This window comes from Veillonella sp. VA139 (assembly GCF_003992005.1).
Classification (GTDB): domain Bacteria; phylum Bacillota; class Negativicutes; order Veillonellales; family Veillonellaceae; genus F0422.
On record NZ_RQVL01000008.1, the window covers coordinates 1 to 14,018 of the forward strand.

Here is a 14,018-nt window from a genome sequence, read left to right on the forward strand (position 1 = left end):
ATTGATTATGAAGTACATAGGTTACGTTACGAGTACTCTTTTGATGAAGCTTGTTATACACAGGATAAATTTATGACTTAATACTATCTTGATTTCCAATTACGCCTATGTTTAGTTATTTTTTATGACAAATTAATTTGTGCTTGACAGTTTAATTGTTAATTATCTGGGTAAAAGTTAGTATTACATGTAGAAATATATATTTTCAAAAGCGACTACTTCTCACAGAGGGTGTGAGGGGTGGTCGTTTTTGTATTGTGGTGAGTAAAATTTTATTGCCAATGACAAAATATGTCATTATTAAAATATATAATTAATGATATATATAGTAGTTATGACAACGTTAAATAGGAATAAGAGGTGATTGTTAAATGATGCACTTTTCGTAATTTTAAATAGAAATATTTCTCATGCTACCTTGTCAAGGTACAAGGCAAAGTATACAATAAAGATAACGATTTTATCATGGTGAAATCATGTATTACGCATAAGGAGAGAAAGATGATTAACAAGCAAAAAAATGATGAACGTGTTGAACTTCTCAGGAAGATTGGAGATAAGTATCAATTATCAGATATTGGAACCAATGTGGATGATTTTAAGAAAACTAATGCAGAGTATCACGCTCACATTTTAATGGTTGGGGGATTTAGTGCAGGTAAGTCTGCATTATTAAACAAATATATTGGAAAGTCTATTCTGAATGAAAGTCAATCACCAGAGACAGCATTTGCATCAGAGTTAAAGTTCTCTGAAAATGAACGCATATTAGAAGTTTTAAATGATGGAAATATAGAAGAAGTTACAGATGTTAATAGTCTATCTAGTGAATCTGAAAACATTTCTAACCTGGTGTATTACGTAGATAGTGAAAATATTAAACTGCATGCAGACTATACAATGGTAGATACACCGGGCTTTGACTCTGGGTTAGAACGTCATAACCAAGCGTTAATGCAATATATTGGCAAGGGAACTGCCTATATTTTAGTAGTCGATTGTGAAAAAGGAACGGTTTCTGAAAGTGCTTTAAATTTTTTAAATGAAATCATTAACTATAGCACAGACATTGCTGTTGTTATTACTAAGTGTGATAAAAAAATACCAAGTGAAGTTGAGAAAATCCGAGACTATATTTCTAACTTGCTGTTAGCGAATACAGGTATGGAATTACCGGTGATCACAACATCAATTTTTGATGAAGAAGTAGTGGAAAAATTAAATAAATTGGTAGTAGGATTTGATGCTCAGTATTTATATGATAAAAATATTACTTCCCAAGTAGATTATATAAAAGAATTACTAATAAAATCTCTTACAGTCATTCAATCTAGTGCATCCTGTGATACGAAAACAATAGAAGAAGAAATTGCAAGAAGAGAAGAAGCTAAGGAAGTATTATTAAAAAATATTGAAACAAAACGAAGAAAAATTCGTTCAGATGTTAGAAATACAATGAAAAGTACAATCATTGCTGATGTAGCAACTACTTTGGAAAGTCAAGCTGATGCATTGGCAAGAGTAGCCATGACAAGTCCAGATATGTTACAACAACGGCTTGTAGAAATTGTAAGACCTATCTTAATACGACATATTGAAGAATATACTGAAATATCTACCGCATCATTTGTAAAAGGTTTAAATGTATCTTCTTTGGAGAACCTAGGAGAAGATATTAATTTAGGAGAAACGCTTACAAATATTTATGAAAAAATAAAAGATATGGTAGATCGTAAGATGATTAAGCTGCCTAACCTAGGAAAAGTGGGGAATTTAGCTGATGTAGGAAGTAAGACAGGTCTAGGAAGCACATTATATCGTAGCGTTACATCAGCATTAGCCATTACTACTAGTGCAATAGCGCCAATATTTGAGTTGTTGATTGTATTTTTGCCAGATATCATTAATCTTGTTAGAGGTTTATTCTCTGAATCAAAAGAAGACAAAGCAGCTAATGCAATTCGTAAAGATGTAATACCACAAGTGGTTTCTAAGCTAAATACTGAGTTAGATGCACCGCTACAAGAGGTAGAAGCACAAATGATTGATGGTGTAGTAGCTACAATCCAAGAATTGATAGATACTGAAAATAAAGCATTAGAAGTGGCAAAAGCGCAATTAAATAATGAACTAGAAAAACATAGTCATTTCTTAAAAGGCATTCAAGAAGATATTGATTTTGTGAAAGGGATATAACAATGGCTACAAAATATGAGAATATTTCTGTAAATATCGTAGAAGGATTAGGTCAATTTCAAGACTGCTATTCTACCGATTTATATTTAGAATTTAAAGAGCGTTTAGAAGGACTTAAAGAGAAAGTAGAGCAATCGTTACAAGAAGGCCGAGCTTTAAAAATTGGTATCGTGGGCGAAGTAAAGGCAGGGAAATCTTCTTTCTTAAATGCCTTATTATTTAGAGGGAATAATGTATTGCCACAAGCAAGTACACCAATGACAGCGGCATTGACAAAAATTTCATATGGTGAAACTCCTAGTGCAAAAATTGAGTTTTACAATGAAAAAGATTGGGAAAATATAGAAGCATTAGCAGGAGAATATGATAAAGAAGTAGATAAAAAATATAATGAGTATTTACAAAAACAAGAAAAACTTCGTAACTCCTTGAAACCGCCAGTTATAAAAACTAAAGAAGAATTATTACCAACGTTTCAAATACCAGATAATTTAAAAGGCTGTAAAGAACTGGTAACGATGTTTCATACATCTAAGGAAAATTTATACAATTATTTAGGCACAAAAAAAGAAGTATCTATTGATGACGTGAAGACAGGATTAGATAATTATATTGGTGCTAATGGTAGCTTCACTCCTATTGTGAAACATGTGGAGTTGAAAATTAATGAAGAGATTTTACAAGACTTTGAGATCGTAGATACGCCAGGTCTTAATGACCCAATTGTTAGTCGTTGTATGGTAACTAAAAAGTTCTTAAGTGAGTGTGATGTAGTATTCCTACTTAGCTATACAGGACAATTTTTAACACAGGAAGATATTGGATTTATGTGTAAAACACTTCCTGGTGAGGGTGTTAAAGAAATTATTATTGTTGGTAGTAAATTTGACTCTGGGCTTTTAGATGATAATAAATCTAAAGACTTACGAACAGCTTTAGCAGCTAGTAAATATCGATATGATGAGCAAGCCAGAGAAAATATTAAGCGTATGATTGCTGTGAGCCCTAATAAAGAACGATTATATAAAATTCAAGGGTCTTTACCACCTAAATATGTATCCTCGTATTTATATGGAGCAGCTTTAGCTAAAAAATCTGGAAAACCATATTCATTAGAACAAGAACATATGATAAAAAGATTTAAAGCGCAATTTCCAGATTTTGTGGATGATGCAGGATTCTTAGCAGGCTTATCTGGTATTTCTGACATTCACAAGAAAAATCTTTTGCCATTAAAAGAAGAAAAGAAGCGTATTATTGATGAAAAAAATGAAAACTTATTAAACGATAATAAGCTTAAGTTGATATCTTTATTAGGGGATATTACAGAACAAGCTAGATCCAATAAAGAAAGTTTGGAACATTCCGACAAACAACAATTGGAAAAGAAATTAGAAGTAGTTCAAAAGGGATTAAATTCAGTAAGACGGGACGTAAAAGGTGTTATTGAAGGTATTGCCATCGATATAGAAAAAGAGTTGTTACGATTGAAGAATGAAATGGAAGCGGAAGTTTCTAATCATACTGATATTTCTGTATCTTCATCTACAGAAACAAATCTTACAAAACGCAAAGAAGGTTGGTGGATTTTTAAAACAACTAAGTATTATACAGAAACGATTACTAATCATGAGGCCGATGTTAGTGATGTTGTTGATAATATTAGACAGTATATTGTTGAATCCAAAAGAATTGCGAATTTGTGTTTAGATAAATCTGTGGATAGTCATGTAATAGAGCAAAAATTAAAATCAATTATTCTTGCTGGTTTTGATATGAGTGATACTTCTTTTGATGAGAAGGAAATACTAGTGCCTTTAAGCTTATTAGTGAAAAAAATTAAGGTATCCAATATTAATATTGATACGGATAGTTATGTCGAAGAAGTAGCAGGTCAATTTCCGTATGGTGCAAAAAATAGTGAAATTCATCGACTAAAAATTGCACAAACTAAAATACTTGGAAACGTTTGTAATCAACTACAATCAGAAATTGACGAAAGTTTAAGAAAAATTAAAGTAGAACTAGCATATCAAGCAGATACTTTCGTAGATACCTTACATGAAAAAATGATGCAAAATATTGAAAATATTAAACATCAAATTCAAAATAAAGAAGAGTCCTTATTGCGGTATGAGACACTACTTACTCAGTTAGGGGAGTACAAATTGCAAGTTAAGGAAATGGAGATGTAAGATGGAATTATTTGATGAATTTGAGGGTATAGAGAGTCAGGAAAGTTTTTTAAATAGTGACTACGTACCAGATCCTGAAAATAAGTATTTATCGAGCGAAAACGATGCATTGCAATTTATTGCACAATTTATTCCCTTGAAGGATAAGAAAAGCAATAGCTATTACCAAGAGAAACAACTTAAAAAGATGCTAGAATTACAATTTTTAAATATGTTTCAAAAAATTGAACTATCTAATAAAGCGCAGTTGCAGCAACAATTGGAAATGTTAAGCGATAAATTATTAGAACAGAAAAAATACAATATGTTAAAAGATAAGGTTGTGATTGGCTTAGGTGGTAAGTTTAGTGCAGGTAAATCTAAGTTTATCAACTCTCTGTTGAAAGCGGGAGAAGAGCTTTTGCCGGAAGATCAAAATCCCACCACATCTATTCCTACCTATATTGTACAGGGGAAAATAGATGAAATTAATGCGTACACTAACAGTGGTGATAAAGTCACATTAGACTTTGAGGCATTACAGGCATTGACTCATAAATTTTATCGAAAGTTTGGCATTGGATTTTCTAGTTTTATTCATAGTTTAGTGATTTCTGAAGATGATATGCCCTATTCAGGGATGGCATTTTTAGATACACCAGGGTATAACAAGCCAGATGCTGTAGATGAGGTACAATTACAAAAAAGTGATAGTGACCAAAATAAAGCGTATGAACAGTTACGAAAAGTAGATTACTTAATTTGGTTGATGGATATTGAAAATGGTGTGATTCAGCAAAATGATATAGAATTTATTGAAAGTTTGAATTTGAGAAATCCTATTCTAATCGTTGTTAATAAAGCAGATAAAAAAATTGATAGTGATATTGAAAAAATAGTAAGCTTAGTTACTAAAACAGCTGAGGATGCAGGTATTAATGTATTTGGTGTAGCGGCATATTCATCTAGAGAAAATAAAGAGTGGGGCAACTCTGATATAATTAATCGCTTTTTAGAGTTAGCATCTAAAACCAAAGTAAAAAGTGGCGATGTTATGGGAGAAGTGCATGGCATTAAAACTAAAATCCTAGAAGAACTCAAAGCAGGCGAAGCTAGTTGGATTCGAAGTCGAAATCATTTGAGCAATACCATTGCTGATTCAGAGTCTATTTTAGATATTAGAACATTAGTTGATTTATATGGTGATGCCTTAGAAGGGGTACGTTTAGTGAAACGGAGTTTATACCAGTTTAATGGCTATATGAAGAAATTAGAAGAAAAATTAGAAGAGTATTATGAGGGTTGATAATGGTAGATGATAATAAAAAATCAATATTTCCCATCATTACAAAATTGATGGATGAAAATGTAGATGAAGTTTCAGAGTTGGAGTCAAGCTATCAAACGTTAGTAAATGAAATTTTGAAAGAGTTACCAAAGACTCTTGATGAAGGTGCGTATATTGACAATGCAACAGTGATTAGAAGAATGTCTAATACGTTAGAAATGAATGAAGTATTGGTGAAAATTCCTAGCTTAATTGGTAAGCATTTAATTGCGATATATAGTAAAGGCTCTAAATTAAAAAAAGCATTGTCAACAGTTGCAGAAGATACAGATCTGTTAGAGGTTAATAATAATCTTCCTCATCTTGTACTACCAGCTCTTAATTGTGAGTCACATAAGCTATATGCATTAACATATTGTGACAAGCTAGTTGAAATAAGCCGTGATGAGTTTCGACTAATTAATACACAATTTCATAAAGTGGGTGTGGAAGCTAGGTCTTTGATAAAGGCATTCATTTCTTATTATACAATGAAATATGAACATGAAGCCTATGTTTTGATGCCTACATATGTTGAAGAATCTAATGCATTTTATGAACTTTTACAAGATAAAATTGATGAACATATCATTATTCCATATAAAGAACTTAATTTATATCAAATAAAGAAATTTCAAAATCAAAAAGATATGTACTTCTTAGGAAGTGAAGAAACTTTTAGAGAAATAAAAGGTAATACTAAGGTTTCTGAAGTGATTTTTTTGGATACAGAAGATGCGTTATATAGTTTGTTAGAAGGTTGGAATCAGTTCACTCTAAATACTATATTAAGCGTAGAGGTAGAAAGAATTTTATTGGATGTTCGCTTATTTTATGCACATCGGTTGGGAGAATTGCAGAAGAAATTAGAACGTTTTAATAAAGATATTGTCAGTGTTTCTGATGAAGAGCTTAAAGAGGAGATTCAAGGATATCGTAATAAATTACGAGACTATGTAGCTAATCTGCAAGGAAAATCTAATGACTTTGATAAGGCTTACAATGCGATTATTAAAAATGTAGATAGTTTTGAAAAAAGCTTATTCAATATATTTGACTACTCTGAAGGTGGAGCAAACTTTAATACCTCCAATTATACAGAAGTACTTTTGCGAGTGTTTTTTAAGCATATAGTAGGTAATTTTTTAGTAGAAGCACATAATGATATTCAGAAACTTCGAAAAGTAGGATATGCATATCTTAAGGCTTGCGAGATAGTAGTAAAATATAAAGAAGGACACGCCTTAACTGTTGATGAAATGGAATATATTAAGTCCTTACCTAGCGATAGCTATCAAATTGCTAAAATGCAATTGATGTTGTCAAGTAGGGTGAATTTCACTCAAAAACAAATTGAGCAACTAGTTCCTTATCTAGACCCAATAGAAACAGGAAAAGAGAATTATTACTTGGGTTTGTATTTGATAAATCAAAATAAATATAAAGCAGGGGCTAATAAGTTATTAGAAGCGATGGAATTGGACTATAACTGGGCAGGAAAACGGCTAATGGATCTATATCATATGGATTCAAATCTGATAGATTTAGAAACATTGGCAATGTATTTAATTCCAGAAGCTAGCTATTTATTAGCAAGAGAAGTTGAGGATACTAAGGCAAGAAAAGCTGATGTATATTATAAAATTGCAGCTTCGAGACAACATCAGGACGCTATAGAACATTTAGCAGATGAATTATATTGGGAATATATTAGACTACCATATCAAGAATGTCAGGATTCTGAGGTACAAGACTCAATTTATAATGTAATTAATTTATATTTATATTTAATGAAGAAGGATAGAAACGAAGAATATCAGTTGCGAATCGGATTGCTGTATAATAAAGTGCAAGATTATGGTAGAGCATATGAGTTATTGTCAGAGCTATCCCATGAAGAAGCTATATATACATGTGCTAGAATGCTAGAGTATGGTAATGGCGTATCTAAAAACTTATCTGCGGCAAAAGATTTGTATTATGAGATATTTGGATATAAGGATTCTAGTAGTCGTATAGATAAAATAGAAGATATTGAAAGAAAGCAAGCTAGTAGAACAACCTACAGTGAATCTAGATCGTATGAACGTAGTTATAGTAGCTCGAGCTCGGGTAGCAGTAGTGGTTGCTTCGTTATTACAGCAACTTGTGCAGCTCTAGAGAAGGATAGAAGCTGGACTGATTTGAGCAAATTAATTAAGTTCAGAAATGCCTTTGTTCGGATGGAAGGCGCAGAATCGGTGGCTGAATATTATCGTTTAGGTCCAATGATTGTGGATAGTATTAATTCAGAAGAAGAACCGAAAGAAATATATCAAAATCTTTGGAATACATATATTGAGCCAAGTCTTACTAGCTTCTTTGAAGGAAAATTAGACGATGTAAAACGTATCTATGTTAATATGTGTAAAATGCTTTGTGAAAAATATGATATTCCAGTGGAAGATCACATTTTGAAAAAATACGAAGCAGGAAAATATAAAAAACCTCAAGATTAAGATGTTGAATTAAAAACGAAAATTTGGAAAGCAAGAGAGCCTTAATTGACAATTCATATATATGTGTGTATATTGTACGAGTTAGGCTCTTTTCTAAAATATTTTGTTGGATAAAAGGAGTATGGATATGAACTGGATGAATGATGGAGAAAATAGGAATAACACGAACCCCATTAATTTTAAACCTATTGATGTTGATTATAATATAAGTTTAGCAGATGCTATTAAGCTATCTGCAGAAAAAAGCGGTTATGAAGCTGAAATTATAAAAAATAACAATGCAACTCAGCTGAATATTAAAATCCCATTTTTGGTTGGAAATGAAGAGGATGGAGTTAATGTATATATAGGTAGTAATATCTACTCTGTATATATGAATATAGGTATTAGAAGGCCTAATACGTTAGAGGAGAAGTTAGAGCTTCTCGAGTATGTAAATGATAATAATGATTTTGTATCATTTTATTGGGTGAATACAGATAAACTGTGTTTTATTTCTATTGATAGACGGTGCTGGCGGATGGATGTGGTCGATAGGAGTCTAGAGTGGGGATGGATAAACATTGATTTTGGTAATGCCCAAATACATGATAATGAAGAGTTAGTTGAAGAAACGTCGGCATTAAGAGAAAGACTTTCTGTTTATATGGATGAAAATTTAGAGTTTAATATGTCGGGTAAGTGGAATGCTACTCATGGCTATGAGTATGGATATATATTAGATGATATAAATAATTTAATTAGAGTAGTACAAGCGGAAAGAGAAAATATACTTAGGTTTACATAAGATAAAAACTAATTGGCCTTAAATTATAAGCAGGAATTGAATACTTTGCTATAAATAGCTTAACATTTACTTAATAACGTAGATGGTAGTATAAGGGTAGCAATCTATAAATGGAAGTATTATATTTCAGGTGATATAGAAAGCCACAGAATATAGATTTTAATTTATCAGGAGGGGGGAGTACATCTAAAGAATCGGAGATAGCGTATATGTTGGATTCCTTAAATACATTGATTAGACGTGTACAGAAAGAAAGAGAAAACTTGCTGAACTTTGTAAAAAATAGATAAAATTTATAATTTTAAGCGTTATAAAATTTTGTAAATGTGTAGATAGGAGAAAATTATGAACTGTATGGATGATGGAGAAAATAACGATAGCATGAAGCCGATTCATTTTGAAACTATTGATGTTGATTATAATATTAGCCTCGTAGAAGCGATTAAGTTATCTGTAGAAAACAGTGGTTATGAAGCTGAAATTATAAAAGAAAGTGGTGAAACTTATGTAGATATTAAAATTCCATTTTTGGTTGGAACTGAAAATGATAAGATTGAGTTAATGATATACAAATGGTGGTACTATGTATGTATTAATGTAGATATTAGAGAACCTAATACTTTAGAGGAAAAATTAGCTATTCTCGAATGTGTTAATAATTGTAGTGGTCTTGTAGGATATACTTGGAGAAATGAGTATCAAAAGTGCTACATTTGTATTGATAGGTGTGGTCGCCGGCTGGATGCAGTTGATATGTATCTGGAACGAGGGCATATAAATATTGGTAATGCTGACGTAGCTAGTGATGAAGGATTAGTGCAAGAAAAGTTGGCGCCAAAGGATATACTTTCTGTTTATATGGAAAAACATATAGATTTTAACCTGTCAGGTAAGTGGAATGCTACTAAAGGAACTGAGTATACATATATATTAGAAGATATCAATTATGTGGTTAGTACCGTACAAGAGGATAGAGATTGCTTACGTCAGTTTATATAAGATTAAAAACGATTACTTCTCACAGTGAATGTGAGGGGTAGTCGTTTTCTATTGTGTAGAAAAAATGTCTTTTGTAGGAGAATGTTTTTCTAAAAATGTTGACGGGGGGGACATGGTGTATAATATAAAATATATTTAATATGCTTTGTTGATTGTATTCATACATTAAAGCTTTATAACTAGAAAAAGTGATGAGAATAATTTTATTCAAGAACAAAAATTTACTATCGTTTTAATTTTTCAAAATAAGGTATGAAATGTAAGATATATGAAACATTTTGGGTGTGAGTATTAAGGGGAGATATTTATGTTTAAAAACCTAAAAACAATTAAAATAGAGAAAAAGGTTGTTAAAGAAGCAACTGTTGTTTGTCAGCGCTCTCAATGCAGAACAACACATAAGAGAAAAGATTGTTAGTTAAAAATTAAAGGCCCTTTGAGGGCCTTTTTTTGGTGTATTATGGAAAAAGAATTTGATGTACAGACTAAGCTAAATTTACCTAAAGAAGTATATTTAAAAAAGATAGAGAAATATACAATAGTAATAAGCCCTAATAAGCCTAACTGGGTTGTTTTTGATGACTTGGAGTATAAATTATTTGATTTGCTTAGAATTAATACTATTTTAAATGCTTTGGTGTTATTTCAGTCGGAAACTTTCCTTACAGAAGAAAATTGTATAAATATTTTGAAGTCAGTTTTATCTAAAATTGACGCTATCTCATTTTATGAAGAGATTGAAGGTTGTGAAGAAGATGATATTAAGGATATTATAAAAACTATTCATATTACGGTAACAGATGATTGTAATTTGCGCTGTTTACATTGCTATATGTCAGCAGGAATTGTATCTAAAAAATATTTAAATCTTACTTTGGTGAGCGAAAAAATTAAGCGGATTCAACAGTATTATAACAGCAAACTAGATATTGTAGTTTCTGGTGGTGAACCACTCTTACACCCTGAGATTCTTTCTTTTTTAAAAGAAATTAAAGAGAATCAGGTAACATTATTTACTAATGGTATGTTGATAAACTCTAGTAATATTAATGTTATTTCAGAGACTTGTGACGCAGTCCAAATAAGTATGGAAGGAATTTCTAAACACGTATTTGAAAAGATAAGGGGAAAAAATACGTATGATAAATTCATGGATGCAATTGTGTATTTAAAGGAAAATAACATTAGAATTATATTAGCAATTACTATGCTACCTAATACAATAGAGGATATAAAAAGTAATCTAATTTCATTTCTTGAAGGGTTATCGTATAAAAATATTGAGGTTAGACTAAATTATGAATTAGAAATGACTGGAAATGCATTGAAAAACTTTGCTGAAGAAAAACATATAGTAAATGTTGAAAACATTGTAGTGGATCTATTACAAGAACTAAAAGAAATAGGAGTCATATATAATTCAAAGTCTGAAAGAAATATACGGTTTAATAATTGTGGAATTGGGGCGTCAATTGTTTTTGATGCTAAGGGAAAAATTTATCCTTGTAATAAATTAAGTGATTATCATAGGGATATTTCAGATGATATTATTGATGTGATTAAATATTTTGATGATTTAAATAATAACTCTTCGTGTCGCAATATTCAGGGGTGTCAATCATGCGAGTTGAAGTATATTTGCGCTGGTGGCTGTAGGATAGATAATTATATCAATACAGGTTCTATGATCAAAACCGGATGTACTCAAGAATTTAAATTAGACCAGTATAAAAAACTTATAAAGGATTATTTGAGAGAAAATTAACTTATGAAGAAAAATAATAATGCACAGTATGTAGGTGTTAAGACGAATGTGCTCAATAATATTGATGTGCAAATACCTTCTAATCAAATTACATTTATTGGGGGACAAAGTGGATCTGGAAAGTCAAGTTTAGCATTTCAAACTATTGCAGATATAAGCGATTATGAATTTTCGATGCTAGAGGGAAGAATGGATAAAGAATATTCATTTGAACTAGAAAGCTATAATAATATTCAGATGGTCATCTCTCTAGAACAATTAAATTTTAACGTAAATGTTAAGTCGAGCATTATGACATATTTTGGGCTAAAAAAAATAATTAATAGGTTAATTAATTATATCTTACTGAAAAACGATCAGCCAGCGGTTAATCTTAGTCTTTATAACTATTGTTTAGAATGTGAAGGGAAAGGAATCAAAAAAGTAATTGATTTAAGTGCTATAATTGAGAGTAATAAAAGGTTAATAGATTTGCCGTTTAGGCATTGGCAAAATAGTTATTGTGATTTTTACAGACAATTACTTGCATTTGAATTGTGCGAATTAAATATTGATGAATGTAAAACATTTAATGAGTTAAATGCGAGAGAAAAGAGTGCCATTTTATATGGAAAAAAAGAGAATAGATATAAAATAATATATAAATATTTGGGAAAGAATAGAAGTAAAACAATAAAGTTTAATGGAATAATTGATGAGTTTTATCGTAATACATTTAATCTCAATTATGAACAATATACAAAACCTTCTTTATGTGAATTATGCAATGGAGCAAGGTTTAATAAAAAAATCTTAGATACGCACTTGACAAGAGGGACTACAGTTCAAGATTTTTTGCTAATGCCGTTTGAAGATTTGCTGCAATATATTTCTTTAGATGAGTTTAAGGAAACACATATTAATAGAAATGTTGAACTCTTGCAACGATATTTGAAAATATGTTGTAAGTTAGGATTGAGTTATTTGAATTTATCAAGAGGGATTACTACATTGTCAGGTGGGGAATTTCAACGACTACGTTTAGCAAAAATCTTTGATGGTAGTATTTGTGGAATTACCGTAGTATTAGATGAACCATCAAGTTCGCTATATCCAGATGAAATAAAAATTGTTGCAGAATTGATAAAAGAATTAAGAGAGAAAAATACAGTTATAATTGTTGATCATAATTTTGAAATGGAAGAAATTGCCGATGTTTTTTACTATTTGAAACGAAGTGAAGTTTCAGGGAAGAGTGAACTTGTAAAAAAAGAAATTTTAAAAAAATCCCAAATATATAAACTTGCCCCAAAATTCTTCTTAGGCTATGAACCAAGATGTATAGAATTGAAAAATGAGTTTGTAAAATTTAAAGGATCCATACACATTCCTAAAAAATCTTTAGTGTCTATTTGTGGTCAATCGGGGTCAGGGAAATCAATTATTTTAAAAGAATTGCTTCCCTTTTCTTTAGATGATTATATATACGTATCTCAAAAACCGATTAAAGGGAATATAACATCTTCTGTTGGAACTTATCTAGGACTTATAAGTGAGATAAAGAAAATGTTTATTAAAAATACTAAAATAAAACAAGAAGATTTTCAAAAAAATAAGTGTAATAAATGTAAAGGGCTAGGGATTGTTAGTATAAATACTTATTATGATACGCCATATTATACAGTCTGTGATAGTTGTGAAGGTAGTGGATGTAATAATTTATTTTCCAAATGTGAAATAGGTGGATTTTCTTATGAAGATATGTTATTGAAACCGATAGATGAAATTTTAAGGTTAGAAGAATGTTTGTCAGGAAAGTTGAAAGATAAGCTACAGGAGTTATCTAATATAGGATTAGGATATCTGACGTTAAATAGAAGGGTTAGTACATTATCTGGCGGTGAAAATCAAAGAATAAAATTAATAAAAGCTCTTTGGAAAAAGACCGGTTTTATTGGATTAGATGAACCTTGTCAAGGGTTGGATGAAAAATTAATCAAAAAGTTTTTAGAGTTTATATATAACGACATTTTGATGAATGGAAGAACATACATAGTTGCAGAGCATAATATAATATTTCTGAAATATTCATCGTATTTAATCGAATTAGTAAGAAATAGTGATTCTACAGAGATAGTTTATAATGGGCACACGGATAAAATCAAAGAATGTAATGTTAGTGCTATTGCAAAGTGGCTATAGAAAATTTAAGTGTTTACAGATAGCTTGCGACCGACTTTCCTTGAATGCTATAATTTACTTAATAAACATGATATATAAGTATATATAAGGG

Annotated in this window: 8 protein-coding genes; all 8 read left to right on the top strand. The window is 30.7% G+C overall.

Annotated features, from left to right (window positions below; genetic code table 11):
- The first annotated feature begins 501 nt into the window (after window positions 1-501).
- The 8 genes from EO125_RS04190 (at window position 502) to EO125_RS04225 (ending at window position 13,927) form a co-directional block, all read left to right on the top strand.
- The gene (locus tag EO125_RS04190) at window positions 502-2,196 is read left to right on the top strand and encodes a dynamin family protein (RefSeq protein WP_164726434.1); all 1,695 of its coding nucleotides are present in this window, start codon (window positions 502-504) and stop codon (window positions 2,194-2,196) included.
- Window positions 2,197-2,198: 2 nt separating this feature from the next.
- On the top strand, window positions 2,199-4,391 hold the full coding sequence (locus tag EO125_RS04195) for a dynamin family protein (RefSeq protein WP_127147801.1): 2,193 nt from the start codon (window positions 2,199-2,201) through the stop codon (window positions 4,389-4,391).
- 1 nt (window position 4,392) lies between these two features.
- The gene (locus tag EO125_RS04200) at window positions 4,393-5,676 is read left to right on the top strand and encodes a dynamin family protein (protein ID WP_127147802.1); all 1,284 of its coding nucleotides are present in this window, start codon (window positions 4,393-4,395) and stop codon (window positions 5,674-5,676) included.
- Window positions 5,677-5,678: 2 nt separating this feature from the next.
- Window positions 5,679-8,195: a hypothetical protein gene (locus EO125_RS04205; protein WP_127147803.1), complete on the top strand. Its 2,517-nt coding sequence runs from the start codon at window positions 5,679-5,681 to the stop codon at window positions 8,193-8,195.
- 127 nt (window positions 8,196-8,322) lie between these two features.
- A complete protein-coding gene (locus tag EO125_RS04210) occupies window positions 8,323-8,982 on the top strand; it encodes a hypothetical protein (RefSeq protein WP_127147804.1) in 660 nt (219 codons plus the stop codon).
- A 345-nt stretch (window positions 8,983-9,327) separates the two neighbouring features.
- A complete protein-coding gene (locus tag EO125_RS04215; protein WP_127147805.1) occupies window positions 9,328-9,981 on the top strand; it encodes a hypothetical protein in 654 nt (217 codons plus the stop codon).
- 460 nt (window positions 9,982-10,441) lie between these two features.
- Window positions 10,442-11,746 carry a radical SAM/SPASM domain-containing protein gene (locus tag EO125_RS04220; RefSeq protein WP_127147806.1) on the top strand — a complete coding sequence of 435 codons (1,305 nt, stop codon included), beginning with the start codon at window positions 10,442-10,444 and terminating at the stop codon, window positions 11,744-11,746.
- Between the two features lie 3 nt (window positions 11,747-11,749).
- A complete protein-coding gene (locus EO125_RS04225) occupies window positions 11,750-13,927 on the top strand; it encodes an ATP-binding cassette domain-containing protein (protein WP_127147807.1) in 2,178 nt (725 codons plus the stop codon).
- The last annotated feature ends 91 nt before the right edge of the window (window positions 13,928-14,018 follow it).